14 protein-coding genes are annotated in these 20,652 nt (G+C 36.3%); 5 read left to right on the top strand and 9 right to left on the bottom strand.

The window, feature by feature from the left end:
• Positions 1-123 precede the first annotated feature (123 nt).
• From NSQ74_RS06125 to NSQ74_RS06115, 3 genes are all read right to left on the bottom strand, one after another.
• Complete coding sequence (locus NSQ74_RS06125) at positions 124-1,446, bottom strand: glycoside hydrolase family 18 protein (RefSeq protein ID WP_340822131.1); 1,323 nt, start codon at positions 1,444-1,446, stop codon at positions 124-126.
• A gap of 424 nt (positions 1,447-1,870) precedes the next feature.
• Positions 1,871-2,605: a hypothetical protein gene (locus tag NSQ74_RS06120; RefSeq protein ID WP_340822130.1), complete on the bottom strand. Its 735-nt coding sequence runs from the start codon at positions 2,603-2,605 to the stop codon at positions 1,871-1,873.
• Positions 2,598-3,935, bottom strand: a complete 1,338-nt coding sequence (locus tag NSQ74_RS06115; protein WP_340822129.1) for an AAA family ATPase — start codon at positions 3,933-3,935, stop codon at positions 2,598-2,600. Before NSQ74_RS06115 ends, NSQ74_RS06120 begins: the two co-directional genes overlap by 8 nt.
• A gap of 167 nt (positions 3,936-4,102) precedes the next feature.
• On the opposite strand from NSQ74_RS06115, the gene NSQ74_RS06110 reads away from it, so the two are divergent.
• The 4 genes from NSQ74_RS06110 (at position 4,103) to NSQ74_RS06095 (ending at position 10,842) form a co-directional block, all read left to right on the top strand.
• Positions 4,103-4,612 (top strand): hypothetical protein, encoded by a 510-nt coding sequence (locus NSQ74_RS06110; RefSeq protein WP_340822128.1) that lies wholly within the window; start codon positions 4,103-4,105, stop codon positions 4,610-4,612.
• A 508-nt stretch (positions 4,613-5,120) separates the two neighbouring features.
• The gene (locus NSQ74_RS06105) at positions 5,121-6,869 is read left to right on the top strand and encodes a methyl-accepting chemotaxis protein (RefSeq protein WP_340822126.1); all 1,749 of its coding nucleotides are present in this window, start codon (positions 5,121-5,123) and stop codon (positions 6,867-6,869) included.
• A gap of 152 nt (positions 6,870-7,021) precedes the next feature.
• Positions 7,022-10,189: a non-ribosomal peptide synthetase family protein gene (locus NSQ74_RS06100; RefSeq protein WP_340822124.1), complete on the top strand. Its 3,168-nt coding sequence runs from the start codon at positions 7,022-7,024 to the stop codon at positions 10,187-10,189.
• On the top strand, positions 10,189-10,842 hold the full coding sequence (locus tag NSQ74_RS06095) for a 4'-phosphopantetheinyl transferase family protein (RefSeq protein WP_340822122.1): 654 nt from the start codon (positions 10,189-10,191) through the stop codon (positions 10,840-10,842). The genes NSQ74_RS06100 and NSQ74_RS06095 overlap by 1 nt, the downstream gene beginning before the upstream one ends.
• A 703-nt stretch (positions 10,843-11,545) precedes the next feature.
• Here NSQ74_RS06095 and NSQ74_RS06090 read toward each other — a convergent pair.
• From NSQ74_RS06090 to NSQ74_RS06080, 3 genes are read right to left on the bottom strand one after another with little or no spacing between them, the layout of a single operon-like run.
• Complete coding sequence (locus tag NSQ74_RS06090) at positions 11,546-12,556, bottom strand: ABC transporter substrate-binding protein (protein WP_340822120.1); 1,011 nt, start codon at positions 12,554-12,556, stop codon at positions 11,546-11,548.
• Between the two features lie 10 nt (positions 12,557-12,566).
• A complete protein-coding gene (locus tag NSQ74_RS06085) occupies positions 12,567-13,328 on the bottom strand; it encodes an ABC transporter ATP-binding protein (RefSeq protein WP_340822118.1) in 762 nt (253 codons plus the stop codon).
• A 4-nt stretch (positions 13,329-13,332) separates the two neighbouring features.
• Positions 13,333-14,382 carry a FecCD family ABC transporter permease gene (locus NSQ74_RS06080; protein ID WP_401022375.1) on the bottom strand — a complete coding sequence of 350 codons (1,050 nt, stop codon included), beginning with the start codon at positions 14,380-14,382 and terminating at the stop codon, positions 13,333-13,335.
• Between the two features lie 241 nt (positions 14,383-14,623).
• On the opposite strand from NSQ74_RS06080, the gene NSQ74_RS06075 reads away from it, so the two are divergent.
• The gene (locus tag NSQ74_RS06075; protein WP_340822114.1) at positions 14,624-15,379 is read left to right on the top strand and encodes a GNAT family N-acetyltransferase; all 756 of its coding nucleotides are present in this window, start codon (positions 14,624-14,626) and stop codon (positions 15,377-15,379) included.
• A gap of 209 nt (positions 15,380-15,588) precedes the next feature.
• Here NSQ74_RS06075 and NSQ74_RS06070 read toward each other — a convergent pair whose 3' ends face one another.
• The 3 genes from NSQ74_RS06070 to NSQ74_RS06060 all read right to left on the bottom strand — a co-directional run bounded on the left by NSQ74_RS06070 (position 15,589) and on the right by NSQ74_RS06060 (position 20,595).
• Complete coding sequence (locus NSQ74_RS06070; protein ID WP_340822113.1) at positions 15,589-17,067, bottom strand: MDR family MFS transporter; 1,479 nt, start codon at positions 17,065-17,067, stop codon at positions 15,589-15,591.
• 809 nt (positions 17,068-17,876) lie between these two features.
• On the bottom strand, positions 17,877-19,922 hold the full coding sequence (locus tag NSQ74_RS06065; RefSeq protein ID WP_340822111.1) for a HAMP domain-containing sensor histidine kinase: 2,046 nt from the start codon (positions 19,920-19,922) through the stop codon (positions 17,877-17,879).
• Positions 19,909-20,595, bottom strand: a complete 687-nt coding sequence (locus tag NSQ74_RS06060; RefSeq protein ID WP_340822109.1) for a response regulator transcription factor — start codon at positions 20,593-20,595, stop codon at positions 19,909-19,911. The genes NSQ74_RS06065 and NSQ74_RS06060 overlap by 14 nt, the downstream gene beginning before the upstream one ends.
• Positions 20,596-20,652 lie beyond the last annotated feature (57 nt).

The following is a 20,652-nucleotide window of genomic DNA, read 5'->3' as shown; positions in this document are numbered from 1 at the left end:
AATATCCCTCCTAAAATACAATTTACCTAATTATATATTATATTCCCAAAATAGGAAATAGTATTTACAGATTATTTCCAATAAGAAGAAAATAGATTGGGTATACCATTATCCCTATCAATGTCATTTCTTCACCACATTAAAATTTGAGTCTATCAATAACCAATTTTGCGGGAACGGTAGCCCAAGCTTCCAGTAACCTATGCCTCTAAGCTTGTACTGCTTAATTAAATTAAATTTCGCTTGAATCGACCGTGCATCTTCAAACCAGACTATATGCGCTCTTCCTTGCTCATCATAATATTCAAAGAATGGTGCTTGTGCATTCCAATCATATTGGATAGCTGCATTATATTTTTTGGCAATCTCAATAGCCCTTTGCGGACTTACAGCCTCTGCATATGGACCTCCTTGTACAAACGGCAGTGTCCAATCATAGCCATATAAGTTTTGTCCAAGCAATATTTTACTTGGTGGTATTTCTGATACAGCATATTTGACAACGGCCTCAACTTCGCGAATTGGCGAAACAGCCATAGGGGGACCAGCAGAATAGCCCCATTCATAGGTCATCAGCAATACGAAGTCCACAATCTCACCATGTGCTTTATAATCATGTGCTTCAATCCATGGCCCTTTTTGATTCGCACTTGTTTTTGGGGCAAGTGCTGTCGAAACCGTATAACCCTCTGCATGGAACCGCTCCACTGCTCTTCTTAAAAAATTGTTATACGCTTCCCGCTGATCAGGGGGCAAATTTTCAAAGTCAAAATGGATATCTTTAATGCTTTCTAAACGCCTTGCTTCTTTAAGAATATTGTCAAAAAGTAAATCTTGCACTGCCGTACTTTGGAAAATATCTCTTGCAAGGTCGCCACTAAATTGAAAGTTCTCCAAATTCGATACAACCATTGCAACAGCTGCTCCTGAGTCTTTCGTAATTTCAGACACACCGTTTCTTGGAGGTTGCTTCAATGTCCCGTCTCTCCGTGCTTCATAGCTAAATAAGGCAAGATAAGTTAAATAAGGAGATGCTTCTCGGGCTGAATTTAATAATGCTTCACTAACGGCTGTCCCTCTTGGCTCTAAATACGCCAATGTTTCTGCTCTCGTTTTCGGTGCTGGTGGAATATAAAGACGCAAACCAACTGATAAAGTCTGGTTTGGATTTATGCCATTGACCTGTGCAAGTGTTAAATAATTAATCCCAAAGCGTTGCCCTATAGACCATAAACTATCCCCAGGCTGTACATAATAAAAGCTACCGACGATTGGAATTACAAGTGCTTGGCCAACAACTAATCGATTAGGGTCTGGAATTTGATTGGCATCTACTATACTTTGAACCGTTGTGCCATACGCATTTGCAATTCCATATAAGGACTCTCCTGCTCGTACAACATGTATTTGAATGCGATTTGCCTCCTTTTTACGTAATGAAACCATAGCCATAAAGCTTATGATATAAAATAAGAAAACATGTCACCTTGAAGCAATCACATCTGTAGCACAATCAATTTTTAGTACAAATAATTACAGAAGACTTTTGCCGTTAATTTCCGTTCCAGGCTCTCCCTTTCCGCCCGTTGACGTGAAGTGCCAGGCACTCAAACAATTTCTTTGCTATGAATGTAGACTTCTGCGACAACAGCTCACGTGTGCCCGTGGAAATCGCCCCCACGCAATAGAAATCAGCCGCAGTAGTATCATTTTTTATCCTTTTCATGGTCATAAAGTGGAAATTTCTTTGCCAACATTATTCGTTGATTTTCTTTCCAGGCGCTCCCTTTCCGCCCGTAGCGGAAATCAACAGCAGTTTGATGAAAAAAGGCGAAAAAACCTCTCAATTTTAATGAGAGGTTTTTGTATTTTATTTATGCGCATTGGACGTAATCATTTCAAATAACAATGGCACATTCGTACTGCGTTGCAAAGAATTACATTCCTTTGTTAAGTACGCCCAACTTTCTTTCATTTTTTCTCGGTAAGATAGTGCTGTATCTACATGCAGAAATTCCAAAAGATACTCTTTAATAGAGCCCGATAAGTTTTCCATAAATTCATCTGCTTTTAGCACTTTTTCCGTGGCGACTTCATTGCGCTCATTCCATAATACGTGCTCTAAATTTGTAGCAAAATAAAACAACTGGTAAGGTACTTTTAATCGATCAATACTAAAATGGTCATTTGCAAGCAAAATCTTAACGTTATTAGCCTTCATTTCATTGCGCTGTTCAATTTGCTCTTTACGTCTCTCTGTTTTTACAAAAATGGCGTCCTCAGTATAATAGAGATTCTGTTCGATATCTGCATTGATTTTGACAAACTCTGGAGCGATAAAACAACCATCTGCATCCGTAATATGAATGACTGCCGATAAATCTTTCGCTAAAAACTTATACTTTTCTAGATAATTATGAATGACTCGGCTGACACTATTTTTAATATTGGGGATTCGCTTTTTCGCATCCCATTTCGTCAAAATATCCTCACGTTGCACATCAAAGCGGATGGTCGAATCGGCAAAATGCTCATCTAAAAAATCCTCTAAAATTATTTGCTCTGTTTGTCCTTCTACAATCACTAAAAGCACTTTTTTAGTCATGTTGCACACCAGCTTTTCTAAAAGCACGTTTAATTTTGAACGTTTTCGTTTCTTTATAAACCTCTTCATCCTGTCCACCTAGCTGTATAGCGCGTAAATAGACATCTCGTGCATTATTGACCTCTTTAATACCTTTTAGCTGCATATATCGGTAATTCTCATTCGTTGTTGTAAACCATAAGTTTTTAATGGCAAGCACCTCTAACACACGTAAATTGTGGGACGTAAAAATAAGTTGCCCTTTTCCGCCCTCATCAATCACTGTTAACAACTCGCCTAACAAATATTCAAAAACGCCAGAATCTAATTCATCGATCACAACACAAGCAGTTGGATTATTGTAAACAGCTATTAGTACACTAAGCACAGAGATAATTTTTAAAATCCCTTCTGATTCTGTTCGCAATGGCAATTCCCGATCTCCCCGTTGCGATAGAAACTCAAATCGGATTCCCTTTTCACCATTATCTAATAATTGCTCTGTAATGACATGAATCTTAATAGTGAGTCCAGGAATAATAGTCGATAATACTTGATTGCTTTGCTCTATCACTTCACATAATACATTGAAAGCATTTTTAGGCAGTAATGCTGGCCCTTTCAAATCATATGGAATGGAGCCACGCGTTTTTTCAAGATGGATACTAAAGGGCATACTGCGTTCTTCAAATAAAGGCGCGATATTTTGATTGTTGATAACATGTAAATCTCGATTAAAATCAATCGCTAAATTATGAAGCAACTGCATTTCTAATTCTGATAGCTTTTCTTGTAGCAATGGCTTTAAATCTTTATGGAAGATAAATGACATATATTGTTTTCGCGCTAGTTGTTGAATAACAAGCGTTTTTATACGCATTTTTTCACTCATATCTCGTAAAAAGCTTTTTCGAATTTGAACGTCCTCATCTGTGACACTTACTAAAACTTTTGATCGTTTTCCTTTTTCATCTTCTCTATATGTGAGCCGCTCTGCAATAATATATAGCCGTTTTTCATCCTCACGCAATGTTACATAGTAGTTCACAAAAAATGTACCAAATTGATTGTCCACTAGAAATTCAAAATCAATAGTAGCAGTGTTTTCTCCTGCCATGATTAAACGCTTGTCTTGTGATGGTAATTTCACTTCAGCAATCCAACCAGAAATAATCGTCTTTAATAAGCTAAATGCATCAACAATCGTCGTTTTCCCAGAACCGTTTTGCCCATACACGCCAACAACATTCGCTTTCATAAGCGAAGCAAAATCCACTGCTAATGTTAGCTCACCATTTCGTACATTCCTTAAGTTTTGTACCTTTATTTTCTTAATTTTTATAATAGCCATCGAAACACCCTTTAAGTCTTTTCTTCTTATTATAATGAATATCGTTATATTTTATAACAATTTTAAATTTAATATCCTATACTTGTTTTTATATTGAGCCATTTGCCTATGACAAATACATTACGGGACATATGTTAGAGAAGAAAAATGAAGAAAGGTGTGTTTCATTGGTCAATCCTAGATTAGCTCCCGAAGATTTTAATCAACAGTTCCGACCCGGTATGAAAATATGGGTTACGCTCCCTACTGGCACATATTCAGGCACATTGATTCGAACATTTGGAAAAGACGGAAGAACAGCCGAAATTCAATTAGATTCTGGTCAAGTCATAACAGTTGATGTTAGCCAAATTACAGCAGCAGGGACAGGTTACCCTCCTGGTGGTGGCTCATATCCACCACCGTATCCACCTCCATACCCTCCACCATATCCGCAACCATATCCACCTCAACCGTACCCACCACAGCCATATCCACCACGTCCTTATCCGCCACAACCATATCCACCTCAACCATATCCACCTCAACCATATCCACCACGTCCATACCCACAACCGTTCCCGCCTATGCCATACCCTGGTGGACAATACCCTGGTGGTCAATTACCTGGTCTCCCACCCATACTACCTCCAGGCCTTCCCAACATTTTACCTGGCATCTTTGGTAACCCGAGATAATAAAAAAGGCTTTCCATAAGTTCAGTTATGAACGAGTGGAAAACCTTTTTTTATTTTCTTTTACACAAAGTATACACAACTTTTTTCAAACAATTGTAATAATATTTGTCTATAATAACATTTAGTAATTTTAAAAGTTGGTTACTAGAAACAAATTATACTATTATTAGTGTATTTTCTATTAATAATATGCCAGAACCCCGTTAATCCCTGTTATAAAAACACTATATTTTTAATTCGCACCTCGAAATTTCACAGTTGAAATAGTAGGATTTTTGGGTTGTGAATCGTATTTTTTGGCAGTATAGTTGTTTATGGTTAGGGGATGAATGGATTATTTTACTAACAATGAAATAATGATAAAAAGTATAGGAATGTACTTCTATATATGAAATTATCATGACGGTCAATTGTAACATTGTACTATTCCCATTACATTTGGCTTTCTCATTATCGGCCGTCCCTTTTTCACTTGAAATATGTTTTTTACAATTTTAGGAGGAAGAGTATGAAGAAAAGTAAGAAGCAGCAAATGTCAATTAGCAAGAAATTAACTTTCACAATGGTTGGTATTTTATTGCTATTTGGATTAGTTACTATGGGATTTTCCTATTATATAGTGAAAAACAGTAACTTAAAAGATATGGATGAATCCCTCTATGATAAAGGCATGATTTTATCAAAGACAATAGATCAAAAAGCATTGAAATCTGCACTGCAACAACCAAATGCTAATAATAATGATGTCGTTCGTTTAACAGAAGAAATGGATGCCATCAATGATAAATCAGATATTATTACCAATCTCTTTCTTATTACAGTAGATGGTGAAAATATTAATGCACCGGTTTTATCCTCAAGTGTTCTTGAAGTTGGGGCAGAATATAACCAAGATATGATCGCCATGGGTCTCTCTCCAGATTTCCTTGCAAGAATAAAAGAAGTTTTTGAAACAAAAGAGGCAACTGCTACAGAGATCTATAAAGATGAGTTTGGAAGCTATAAAACAGGGCTTACTCCGATATTAGATGACGATGGTTCAATGTTAGCTGCGTATGCCATTGACTATGATGTATCGATGGTAACTGCTAAAGCACTTTCGGAAGCAATGTGGGTTCTGTTAATTACTGTTTTATTCCTTATTGGGTCTTCCATCGTCGTTTACTCACTATTAAAAAAGAAACTAACGCCTATCCAACAGCTATCCTTACAATCTAAAAAAGTTGCTGAAGGTAACTTGGAGCTAGAACCTTTACCTGTTCAATCAAATGATGAAATTGGCGTGCTAACAAATAATTTTAATGTAATGATTGGAAGTTTACAAACAGTCATTCAAAGCGCAACAAATGTTTCTTCACGTGTTTCAAATACTGCACAAGTTTTATCAAGTAATATGCAGGAAGCAACGGATTCTTATAATAGTGTAGCTTCATCGATGCAAGAAATAGCAAGTGTTGCGGATTTACAAGTTCAAAAGGCAAAAGAAAGTTCAGTTACGATTGAGGAAATGAGCATTGGTATTCAACGTATTGCCATGACATCTAATCAGATTTCTGAATCCTCTATTCTTGCATCTGAGGAAGCGGAAAAAGGTAACGATTCAACGAACAAATCTGTCGCTCAAATGAATGCAATTAGTAAAGCTGTAAATCAATCGGCATCATCTGTCAAAATGCTAGGTGAACACTCAAATAAAATCCAAGAGATCGTTGGTATTATTACAGGTATCGCTTCCCAAACAAATTTACTTGCATTAAATGCGGCGATAGAGGCTGCTCGTGCAGGTGAAGCAGGAAGTGGTTTTGCTGTAGTCGCTGACGAGGTGCGCAAGTTGGCAGAGCAATCAGAGGCATCAGCAAGAGAAATTTCTACGCTAATCTCGCGTATTCAACACGATACTAATGAATCAGTAAATGTCATGATACATGCGGTAGAGGAAGTGGACAATGGCTTAATAATGATCAATGATTCCGAAAAATCATTTGGCCAAATTTTAACTTCAATACATCATGTTACTGGTCAGATTCAAGAATTATCGGCTACTATTGAGGAAATGGCAGCTGGTATGGAAGAGGTTACATCAGCTGTTCAAGATATGGAGCAATTCTCTGAAAATTCTAGAAACAATACAAGCACAGTAGCCGAAACATCTGCTACTCAGCTCAACACGGTGCAAAGAGTTTCAGAAGAAGCACAAGTATTAACAGATTTATCAGATGAATTATTAACTGTTGTAAAGACTTTTATTGTGAAATGATGTACTAAAAAAACCTTATAGCTTTATTAATCTCGTCGATGCTACAGCATCGGCGAGCCATTTATTCATGTCATTTCCTAGCAATAATATTTACTTCTAGTTGCACTAATTGGGCACTGCCCCTCTACTTTCAAAAATAGGAGTTGTGATGATTGAATAAAGAACTTAATTTACTTACAGCAGATTATCAAACGAACTATAATGAGCAACAAACCCTACCAGCTCATTGTACGCAATTGTTAACTGAAGCAGATAAAGTAGTTTATCAAGCTTTAAATCAAACAAAAGCCTTTTATGCGAAAGATCAAACAATACCTGAAGTATTTTATCAAGCTGTAGAACAGTTTGCTGATAGAATTGCATTATCATTTAATGGTGGCTCAATGACCTATCGTCAGCTCAATGAACGCTCCAATCAAATCGCTCATATGCTCCGAGACAACGGTTTGCAAAAAGGTGAAAAAGTGGCGATTGTTATGGAACGTAGTCAAGAAACTATTATTAGTTTACTTGGTGTTCTAAAAGCAGGTGGTATATATGTACCGATTGATCCTAGCTATCCTAAAGAGCGTTGTCAGTACTTGTTAAACGATACAGGTGCGTTATTTATATTAATAAAAGAAGAACATACTCAATTACTTAATGATTTACTACATAACGATGCCCAAACTCGTAAAGTGTTTACACTTAATCGAATGGAAATCACATTTTCAATAAACAATATCCATATCGATCTCAGCCCTGCTGATTTAGCCTATATTATTTATACATCCGGCTCGACAGGCAAGCCAAAAGGCGTAATGCTTAAGCATGAATCTGTGATCAACTTAATTACTGACAATCAAAGAATCTACCAAGCAAGTAAATATGATGTCTTTTCGCAATTTATCTCCTATAGTTTTGATCCATCCGTCACTGAAACATTTACTGCTTTTTTCTCTGGCGCTCGATTACATATGCTCACAAGTATTGAACGCGTATCAATAGAGGCATTTGCTGAAATGATTGAGCGTGAAAAAGTGACAACAGCCACAATTCCTAATGCATTCTTTACGCAGCTAGCTACTCATCTCTCAATAGAACACCAAGATAAATTATCGTCTCTAAAATATTTATCTGTAGGTGGAGAAGCACTTATGCCTGCCGTTATACAAAAGTGGCAAGAAAAATTCGGAACAACAACTGAAATTATTAATGTATATGGGCCAACAGAATGTACAGTGTTGTCCTCCTACCATAAAGTGAAGGATACTGTAATTGATCATCAATCAAGCATTCCTATTGGTAAGCCTATCGCCAATTACGAAATGTATATTATCAATAAGGATGGTCAGCTTTGCCCTGTCAATGAAGCAGGGGAACTTTACATAGCTGGTGCTGGTCTAGCTGCTGGCTATTTAAATCAACCAGAAAAAACTGCCGAAGCGTTTGTCCCACATATATTATCAATTGAACCTGGAAGATTAATGTATCGAACAGGTGATTTAGTTCGTTTATTACCGAGCGGTGTAATTGAATTTGTAGGACGCAAAGATTCTCAAATTAAAGTGAGAGGGTTCCGAATTGAGCTAGGGGAAATTGAAACGGTATTAAGTAATCACCCTAGCATTCAAGAGGGCGTTATACTTGCTAAGAAAATGGACGATGGAAATAATAGCTTGTTTGCCTATTACACTTTAATTGGCGGTAGTAAGGAAGAACAAACAGCAATTAGACAGTATTTAGCAGGTCATTTACCAGATTATATGGTACCTGAACGATTAATTGAAGTGCAGAAAATGCCCTTGTCCCCTACTGGCAAAATCGATCGAAAGCAATTAGCGGCCATTGAGGTAACAGCACCTCTACCAAGTCATTATGATGCACCCGAGAACCCAATACAGAAGCTACTAGCGACAGCTTGGCAACATGTACTCGGTATTGAACGTGTAGGTATTCATGATAATTTCTTTCATATCGGTGGGCATTCATTAAAAGTACTGGAAATTTTAGTACAAGTGAAAAAGCATATTCCGTTTTTAAAAATACAAGACTTTTTCCAATATCAAACGATTGCCGAACTAGATCATTATGTTTGTAACTACCAACCAGAAACTAATGATACACAACAACAACAAATTGATTTTGTTCGTAAAGATTTGATGGAACCAAGCCGTCTTTCCGTTGCGCAAACACCAACACCTTTAGCTATGAATGCTGTGCTGTTAACCGGTGCAACAGGCTATTTAGGAAGTCATATTTTAAATGAGCTTTTAATTAATACAAATACACATATTTACTGCTTAATTAGACAAAGCGCACACACAACACTTAATGAAAAACTTAAAGATAGCATGGCATTTTATTTCGGTGAAGACATTGTGGCAATGCTACATAATCGAGTGACTGTCATACAAGGTGATTTAAGTAAAGACAAACTTAATTTATCAAATAAAGATTACGGTACACTTGCTAAGGAAATTGATGCAATTATTCATTGTGGTGCAGATGTAAGACATTTCGGGGCTGCCACTCATTTTAATGATGTCAATGTTGAAGGGACTAGATACTTGCTCGAGCTTGCTAAAAGTAAAGCAGGTGTGCATTTCCACTATGTTTCAACAATTGGCATTCCTGAAGAACTTGCGGCTACACAATGGGGAGAAAAGCAAGCACTTGGTGAATTTGATTACGATGTTTCACTTACAAATGTTTATACCCAAAGTAAGTTAGAGGCTGAAAATCTTGTTAGAAATGCCGTGAGCGATAAAATTCCGGTTTCCATTTATCGTGTTGGCAATTTAACATGTCATTCCCAAACAGGAAAATTCCAGCGCAATATAGATGATAATGCGTTTTACCGAATGATCAAATCGATGCTTCATTTAGGAAAAACACCGACAGCTAATTGGCATGTTGATTTTACGCCAATCAATTATGCGAGCCAAGCACTTATAGCATTAGCCCGCCAACCAAAATCCAATGGGCACATTTTCCACCTATGTAACCCTGTACCCCTAGCCTATCTTGATTTTATTGAAGCAATAAAGGACATGGGATATGAGTTAGATATAGTTTCGGCAAATGAATATGAAGATTGGCTTTTAAATTCGGAGCATCCTAAAGCATTACAAGAATATTTATCATTAGCTATTGCACAACTTGAAGGTGATGGCGCAAGTGATTCGCCATTTATATTTAATAGTGAAAAAACACAGGATTTTTTAGTTAACTCGGGTATTGTATGTGCAGAACCAAATTCAGCCTTTATCCGCACGATGATTACGTATGGTATCGAATTAGGTTATTTCCCTGAACCTAAACCCGTTGCAGTTCGATAATGTTAAGTTTCAATGGCGTACAAGTATTTGCACTCCCCATTGGACCACAATTCACAGCATTTGAATGGGCGAAGTATTATGCGCAACTGCCTCCTGATGAGCAAATCAGGATATTGCAATACCAACAGTGGCAGGACCGACAACGAGCCTTATTAGGAAGCATTATTTCCAGATGGGCAATTCAGCAATTGACTGCTACACAAGAGGTACAGATTGTTCGAAACGAATATGGTCGGCCTTATGTTGTAGGAGATGTTGGTTGGAGAGGTGATTTTAATCTTTCCCATTCAGGAGATTGGCTTGTCATAGCAGTAACGGAAAATGGTCATGTCGGTATTGATGTGGAGGAAATTAAGCCTGTTACGAAAGATGTTATGCACTATGCCATGACAGAGAATGAAATAACTAGCATTGACGAAATTGTAGAACCGCTACGATTAAAAAAATTTTATGAACTGTGGACATTAAAGGAAGCTCTCTTTAAAACTGCCTTATGTCCACAGCCATCACCACACTTAATCGATACGACGGATGAAATTCAAAACATTTCTACACAGCTTATTTATCTTGATGAACGACACCCTGTATCCATCTGCTGGGATCGCACATCACATATAAATTTAACCTTTTTGAATAGACATCAGCTTCTATAACTTTGCTCAGCGTATGGCAAAAGGCATCAAAAACTTGATGCCTTTTGTCTTTTTTATGAAGATAGATGAGGTGCCAGGCACTCAAACAATTTCCTTGCATTTTTTTGAAACGCTAAGGAAAAATCCACCTAGACTCCTGCGGGCACAGCACGAGTTGTAAGACGCAACAAGCCGCGCGTCAGCGAGGGTTGTGGCTTACATCGTGCCCGCGGAAAGCGTAGTGGATTTTTCCCATTAGGAGTCGATACTGTACTAGGTACGGATGCGCGGTGCCAGGCACTCAAACAATTTCCTTGCATTTTTTGAAACGCTAAGGAAAAATCCACCTAGACTCCTGCGGGCACAGCACGAGTTGTAAGACGCAACAAGCCGCGCGTCAGCGAGGGTTGCGGCTTACGTCGTGCCCGCGGAAAGCGTAGTGGATTTTTCCGATTTAAAAGTCGATACTGTACTAGGTACGGATGCGCGGTGCCAGGCACTCAAACAATTTCCTTGCATTTTTTGAAACGCTAAGGAAAAATCTACGTAGACTCCTGCGGGCACAGCACGAGTTGTAAGACGCAACAAGCCGCGCGTCAGCGAGGGTTGCGGCTTACGTCGTGCCCGCGGAAAGAGTAGTGGATTTTTCCCATTTAGGAGTCGTCCTATGCAAGCTAAATGTCAGGCACTCAATCAACGTTTCCCTTTCAAAAAACTATCTCCATTATTTAAACAAATCTGGGTACATTTCTTTTGCTAGGGCTTCCATTCCATCTATCGTGTTGTAACCATATCCGAACATATAATTGTAATCTACAATATACATCTGCTTATTTTTTATAGCTTTCATACTAGATAGTTTCGGATTCGCATAAATTTCTTCCCTTACTTTTGTTAGATCAGAACCATCCCAGTTTGGAATAATTAAAACATCTGGATCTGCGGCAATTAACGTTTCAATGCTAACATCACCTGTCTCATCCTTGAAAATATTATCTAATTTCACCATTTTGAATGCATCGTTAAAAAACGTTTCATCGTGTGCTGGATAAACAAAAAGCTCTTTTGGATCGTTCGTATGCAAATAAGCAAACGTTTTTTCGTCTTTAATGCTTTCTAATTTTGAAGAAATGTCTTGTTGTCTATCTTTTAATTCTTTAATAAAGCTCGCTGCTTTGTCTTGAACATTAAAGATTTCACCGATGTTTTCAATATCATTATAAATTGAATCATACGTACCACCTGTCACTGATGATTCTAATACATATGTTTTGACACCTAATTCATTAAGTGAATCAACTGTACCTACTCCCCATTCAGCATTATCAAATAAGCCACCTCGACCAAAAACTAAATCTGGATTAGTACCTAATGTAACTTCTTTTCCTACGTACTCATCACTTAAAATATTTAACTTTGAATACTCATTTTCTACAGCTTTATCAACTGCTCCGAAGTTTGCACCAACACCAACAATTTTATCACCTAAGCCTAAATGCAATAATAATTCTGCCGCTGGTCGCGTGTTGGCCATTATTCTTTCAGGTGCCTTATCGAATACTTGATCTTTCTTTTCCCAAGTAGAACCACCCTCTGCCTTTGAATAGTTTGTAATTGTCAGTGGATAATGCTCTGTTGCTTCGGATTCCTCAGTTGTATTTTTTGTAGTGTTACCACAAGCTGTTAACATTAATATAGCTGCTAAACCAATTCCTAATAATAGTTTATTCTTCATTGTGATCCTCCTAAAGACCATATGCAAATCCTAATCCCTTCGTCACAGGATTAATAAATGTTTGGCATTTTATTTGATATAAAGCTTCAATTGTATCTGGTATTAGTACTTCTTCTGGGGTACCATGTGCATAAATTTCCCCATCCTTTACCGCATAAAGATAATCGCAGTACTGTGCTGCCATCTCTAAATCATGGAGCGCTGCTAGTACACCAATGTTTAAATCCTTTACACAAGATAAAATTTCAATTTGATAGCGAATATCTAAATGATTTGTCGGTTCATCTAAAATCATAAATTTAGGCTGTTGCGCAATTGTTCTTGCTAAAATCACACGTTGTTTTTCACCACCAGACAATGATAGAAAACTACGATTTTTATAATCTAGTAAGTTCGTTCGCATTAACGCTTCCTCTACAATATCAAAATCCTGTTGTGTGTCAGACTCTAGCATTTTTTTATGTGGTGTTCTGCCTAACAGCACCATTTGCTGAACCGTTAAATCAAAGTGCATTTCATTGAACTGACCAACTACACCTAAGTGCTTTGAAATCTTTTTCTCTGAGCTTTTTAAAACATCTAGATTATCTAAAAATACCATTCCCTTCTGCGGAACAAGGCTTTTATATATACTTTTTAATAAAGTTGATTTTCCGCATCCGTTTGGTCCGATTAAGCCCACAAATTGTTGCTTTTTAACTTGTATAGATATATTTTTAACAATTTCCTTTTTGCCGAAATTAACTTCCATTTCCTGTGCAACTAATTCCATTTTTCTACCCTCCGAAGTTGTAACCTTTTTTTACAATCATATAGATAAATAATGGTGATCCAATAACAGAAGTAATGATCCCAATAGGTAATTCAACATTTTGAATTAAAGTTCTGGACAAAACATCTGCCCAAATCATAAATAGTCCTCCTAAAAGTAATGTACCTAGCATTAATCGTTTATGATCTGCACCAAATATTCCTCTTGTAATATGAGGAATAATTAATCCTACGAAGCCTATCATGCCTGCGTAGGCAACCATTGTGCCTGTTATAAGAGAAGTAAGAATCATATATAATTTTCGGTATGCGCTTAAATTGATACCTAACGTTATAGCTGATTCATCGCCTAATAGCATTGTATTTAACACACGATACTGGAAAAGGAACAGTGTGGCTCCCAGTACAATAACAATCGCTAATATCGGTGTTTTATCCCAGCTTGCAGAGGCTAAACTTCCCATTGACCAAAAAGTAACTGTCTTAATACCTTCCGCATTATTTGCAAAAAAGATAATAAGGCTTGAGAAAGAGCTACATAAAGCTCCTATGACAACACCTGATAATACAAGTTTTATTGACGTTGCCTTCCCACCAATACTCGATAATATAAGCACTGCCATTGATGTAATCATTGCTCCCGCAAATGCTCCGAAAGCTACACCAAACTGTGATAACAATGCACTGCTGCCAAACCCTACTAAAATCGCAAATGTCGCTCCTAATGAAGCTCCTGAAGATATACCAAGTATGTATGGATCAGCAAGTGGATTTTGTACGACTGCTTGCATAACAGTCCCACATAAAGCAAGTCCTATGCCAATTAGTAAGGCAAAAATCACCCGAGGCATTCTCACCTGTAAAATGATATTCAAAAAGGATTCACTGTCCACATTTTCAAGCGATCCAAATTTGCCATTGGACATTGCGTGCAATAGAATGCTCATTGTTTGCTTGAAGGGTATGCTGACTTGCCCAATTGATACAGAATAAACGGCAGATATAAATATGGCACCTATTAAAAGTAGGATAATCACATAATAAATATTGCCCATGCCTATTCTGCTAACATCCTGTTTATCCAAAATTTCACCTCTATCTAAAATCTTAATTGATAATGATTTTCATTTTCAATTACTATAATAATTTATAATATAGTGAAAAACAACAAAAATATTAAGACTGCTATAATTTTCCTTGCTAAAAAGCCCCATTGCATTCACACTAACAGCAAAGAAGTTTTAATTTTTACCTACTTAGGGTTAGTTTATAAAATATTAAATAAGGAGATTGACAATGAGCAACATTACCTTTGACCATATCGAAAAAATTGGCCATGTCATTTATGAAGATGAAGTTTGTCAGCATGTTCATTATCCAGAGATGCTAAGTCGTTATGATAGTAATTTTATTCTATTTAAAACGATGCCCTCATTAACTACATTTAAAGAAACGGCAAGGATGCTACGTACCTTTCATCAAAAATATAATCAAAAGCACTTAAAATTTATTTTTCCATCTAACGAGAAGATTTCCGCCGATATTCTCAGTTATTTAACTGAAGAAAACTATGATATTGGGTTTTTAGAATTATATACAATTGAGCCAAGCCAATTTGCAACAAGCGTGCATCGACATGTTGATGTTCAGCCAGTGACAGAAGACAATTTAGAGGTATTTTTAAAACTACAGTATGAAGAGGATTTGAAATATGGCGAAACTTTTCCCACGGAAAAACAAGCATTACTACAACGTCGTTTCCATGATTCTCACAAACATCAGCTCCTAGCCTACTATGACGGCATCCCAGTTGGTTCTACGGAGCTTATCGAGGAAAATACAACAGTTGAAATTGATAACTTATTTGTACTTGAAGCCTTTCAACGTAAAGGGATAGGTACGCAACTTCAGCAATATGTCATGCAGAAATTTCTTCATAAAATCGTTATTTTAGTAGCTGATGGCGAAGATACACCGAGAGACATGTACCAGAGACAAAACTATGTATATCAAGGTTTCCAATATGAAGTTTTAAAGGTTGAAGGAGATTAAACAGCTAGGGTCATAAAAAAGGCACTTAATTCAGCCCTTCGCATTTTCCATAACACTACTTAAACCTTCCCTCTTTAATATGAAATGCTGCTAATAATCCGCACACAAAAAGAAGCTACTCAAAAGTTTGCACAACTAATGAGAAGCTTCCATTTTAACCCTTCAACCATTCAAACAGACAGATGTTTACTTTTAACTGAGAAAATTGGTCAAGATTTAGAGTCTGATTGTGTTTCAATCATTTCTTTTGGAACCGCACGGTAAACCGTAAATGACAAAATAATCGCTAATATCGTTATTACAAAAGCAATAAGATACACAAGTTCTACACCAGCAACCATAGCTTGGCTAATTGTAGCCGGATCACTCGGATTGGTCGCATTTGTTAAAAAGTGATTTTGTCTGGCATTCATAATACTAATAAAAACAGCAACACCAATTGCACCTGCAACAGGCTGCAAAGTTGTCATAACCGCAGTGCCATGTGGATATAAAGATTTAGGTAATTGGTTTAAACCATTTGTCTGCGCAGGCATCATAATCGCAGAAACACTAAGCATTAATAAAATATAGCATAATACGATTATCCAAATAGGTGTTTCAGCTGTTAACCTACTTAACGTAAAGACTGTACCACTTAATACAAGTGTTGCAGGAATCATCAATACACGGGGGCCAAATTTATCGAACAATTGCCCCATGAATGGAGACATTAGTCCATTTAGCAAGCTCCCAGGTAGTAGAACGAGTCCTGCCGCTGCTGCAGTCAAGGCTAATGGACCTTGCATAAATATTGGTAAAATGATTTCCGATGCAAACATTGCCATAATAATAATTAAAAACATTAATACTGCGTGTGTATACATTGGATATTTAAATACTCGTAAATTCATAACAGGCTCTTTTAGCTTAAACTGTCTTAAAGAGAATAATACAACACCAATGATTCCGATAATAATCGTCACAAATACACTTGGGCTAAGGAAACCTTTTTCTCCAGCAGCACTAAACCCGTAAATAATTGACCCGAAGCCAATCGTTGAAAAGATTATAGACAGAACATCAATTTTCGGTTTTGTGACCTCCGAAATATTTGTTAAATATTTAGAAGCAAAAACAATTGAAAATAAGGCGAAAGGAATAACAATAATAAATAAATAGCGCCAGCCTAAATATTCAACAATAACACCAGATAAAGTCGGTCCGATTGCAGGTGCAAACGTAAAAATCAAACCTACTATCCCCATTATTTTCCCGCGATTTTCTGGTGGATATAATAATAAAAAAACATTAAAAATAATCGGCATCAATAGCCCTGTTCCAATTGCTTGAATTAATCGACCTACTAATAAAACGGGAAAGCTAGGCGCAATTGCACAAATGATTGTTCCAATTGTGAAAGTGACCATAACACCAATGAACAATTGCCTTGTTGTAAACCACTGTAACATCAAGGCGGAAATTGGAATAACTATCCCCATTACAAGCATAAACCCTGTTGCCATCCACTGAACAGTTGGCAAAGTAATGTGGAACTCATGCATTAATGTCGTTAATGCAATGTTTAACAATGTTTCGTTTAAAACTGCAAAAAAAGCACCGATAATTAACGACAGCATAATCGGTAATGTTTTAACGTTAGGATCTTGTGATAGGAATTCATATTTTATAGATTGATTTTGTTCCATTTAATTACTCCTTACTAGCATGTATTTTTTGGTGAACTTTTCTTTTTTAAAAATATTCCGTTATCGAGCAGAACATTGGATTAAGAATTGCTCCCTTCTTAGTTAATATCAAACTAACCTAGGATTGAATAAACAACAAAATGATATCCAAAACCAATCTTACCCAAATCATTACCTCATCAACCATCCCAGTAATAGCAATTGTTCTACCCAACGGAAAACGGGAGCATATGCAAATTAAGCTCAGTTAAAACAAGAACCTTTATCATTGTATCCCGCTTAAAAAACGAAAAGATCACAAGCACCTGCCTGTGATCATAAAAGTAAAGGGAAAAAACCATCCATATTTCATTAAGTTGTCAGTAAGAACAAGAAACCTACCTTTGGTAAACCAAATAAAAGGTTAAAGTAGACAAAAATAAAGAAAGGAAAAACAAGTCGCCTTTCTTTCATTACATATAACTAGCCCTCACAACTAAGTGGGAACAATTAATGAAATTTGGTAAATAACAATTTCACAATATGAAATGAAGATAATTAAAAAAGGACTGACTAATTCCATTTACTCTGCATACACAAACAGAGCCTTTGACAGTATTCAATTACTGGTTCAAAGTTGGGAATTTTAGTGTCATTTTCTAACATCCTCCTTAAAGCATTTTTTATACACAACGAATTATAACGAACTTATTAGCAGAAGTCAAAGTTTTCAAAAACAAGAAAAAATTATTGCAGTCGTTATTGAATAATAAAAATTCATTACAGAAAAAAGAATAGGATACACTTACGCATCCTATTCCTTTGCTGCATCATTCAAATTTCGGCAAATAAATCATTGCCTTAAATAAATCGCCATCTACTTGCACTAAAAATTTACCGTGTTGGATGTGAATAAGGCTTTCAGCAATCGATAAGCCTAATCCGCTACCTTGACTTGATCTTGATTCATCGCCTCTTGTAAAACGTTCCATTAGCTCATCTACGGAAATATTTAATTCATATGCTGAAATATTTTTAAATGTTACGAGTAGTTCATTTCCTATATCTTCTACATCAATATATACCCTCGATGCAGGCAGTGCATATTTAAAAATATTCGAGAATAAGTTTTCGATGGAGCGCCATAGGAGTTTACCATCAGCTTTCACATACACTTTTTCTGTAGGGTGGGCTAACTTAAAGTTTAATGATGCCGCTTCAATTTTCTCACCCATTTCCCCTATCCCTTGCTTTAGTAATGCTACGATATCAATCCGTTCTAACTGCACAGGTATACTGCCACTTGACGCTTTAGCCGCTTCAAATAAATCATCGGTTAAGTGCTTGAGTCTCTTCGATTTTTGATCTAATACGTCTATATATTCAGCAATTAGTTCAGGGTCTTTTTCTATTTTTAATAAATCGACATACGTAATAATTGATGTTAAAGGCGTTCGGATATCATGCGAAACATTCGTAATAAGCTCTGTTTTTAAACGCTCGCTTTTAATCTCACTATCCACCGATTTTTTTAAGCCATCTGTAATACTATTAATATTCGCTGCAAGTTGGCTAAACTCTCCTTTTCCATCTATATCAATTCGATGATGAAGGTCCCCATTTTTAATTTGCTCGACGCCCTCTTTAATGCGATTAAACGACTTCACCTTTTTCAACGCAAACCAAGCAGCTAAGCCTAGCGTAATAGGAAACATGAAAAACGTCGCCGCAGCTACTAAAGGATAACCAATAACAAGAAGCACAATTTTCACAGCCGTACTGCCATTATCGAAAACATGTTTTATCCCAATAAAAATCTTTTTGAAGATTTGATATATAACAGTGTGCTGAAGTAGTGATCTATTTTTAATATGCTTGATAAGCGATAAAATCATTAGTAAGGCAATAATAAAAATAGGTACCGTGAGAAGAATGTTCATTTCACGTAACACCTCAACAATCATTGCCACCCACAACCCTGTTAAACCAGCGACTATGACAATATTGACATCATTATATAGTTTATCAATAACAGAAAAATGCATTTCTTTATCTTTAAATGAAGTTCTTCCAATAACTATTACTAAATAAACAAAAGATACAATAAACCCTACCAGAAATAAAATGAATTCATTAAGATAACTTTTAGCAACCTCTTTATTTTTTTCCCATTCTTGCATTTTTTGCTCTAAGTAAGATTCTTTATATGCCACATAAATAGCATCTGTTTGCGGATTCAACATTTCAACATCTTGTGTAATGTAATCTAAGTATTTATTTTTTTTCATTTCATTTGGATAAAGCTTTTGTTGATAATTCGCAAATTGCATATATGCACCAAATGATGCAAATTGCTCTTTCTTATTTAGTTCACTATTAGAGAATACATGTTCACCATCACTCGCGTAATATACGATTCCGTCATATGCATCTAATGCGCTGAGTAAACGATAGAATACTCGTACTTGTTCTCGTATGCGTTCTTCTTTTTTACTTTGTATATCATCTGCATATGCTTCTTGATATATCTTTCTATTTTCCACCTCACTCAAATTCCCATTATATTTAGATGAATATTGGAAATCATTATATAATTCTTCTTCCATTTCTCTCATTTCTTCTTTTGTAAGTGCCTTACCACTTAAAATATACTCTTCACTTTTATATGTTCCGATTAATTGTGCTAAAGAGCTAATAAGGCTATAACTTTCATCGGCGAATGCTATACTTTCAAAATAATTGTCTTGATTGATACTACTAAGATAAACTTCATTTAATTCCATGTTGATAATTACCTTCGCAGTACCAGTTAAACAAGCGATGGCAATTAGAAACACAATAACTTTCGTAATAAGTGCATGACTAATATTTTTCAACTTTATATCCCACTCCCCATACAACTTTTAAATACTTCGGCTCTTTCGGATTAATTTCAATTTTCTCTCGAATTTTCCGAATATGTACCGCCACCGTATTTTCTGGATTAATGGCACTTTCATTCCATACCTTTTCATAAATCTCTTCGATTGTGAATACTCTCCCCGTATTTGCTGTAAGAAGCTTTAAAATTTTATACTGCACTGGAGTTAAATGAACCGCTTGGTTATCAACGGTAATGACTTTCTTTTCATCGTCAATCATAAGACCACCCGTTTGAAATATATTACTACTCACCTCAAGACTGCCAAAAGCCGTATACCTTCTTAGCAGCGATTTCACCCTAGCGACAAGTTCTAATGGATTAAACGGCTTGCCCATATAATCATCTGCTCCAATATTTAATCCAAGTATTTTGTCATAATCCTCCGACTTAGCAGAAAGCATAATTAACGGAATCATATTATCTTGCCGAATCTTCATTGTTGCCGTAATGCCATCCATTTTTGGCATCATTATATCCATAATAATTAGATGAATAACTTGATCTCGAACAAGTTCGATTGCCTCTATACCATTGTAAGCTTTGAATACTTGATAGCCTTCGTTTTCTAAATAAACACTAATAGCCCTTACAATTTCTTTATCATCATCACATATCAAAATGTTCACTGCATTCACTCCTCCATCTCTTTAGGATTCGTCTAAGGATATAATACTAAGTAAATC

It is taken from the genome of Lysinibacillus sp. FSL W8-0992, assembly GCF_038008685.1.
GTDB lineage: Bacteria > Bacillota > Bacilli > Bacillales_A > Planococcaceae > Lysinibacillus.
This window is presented reverse-complemented; position numbering and strand designations above follow the sequence as displayed.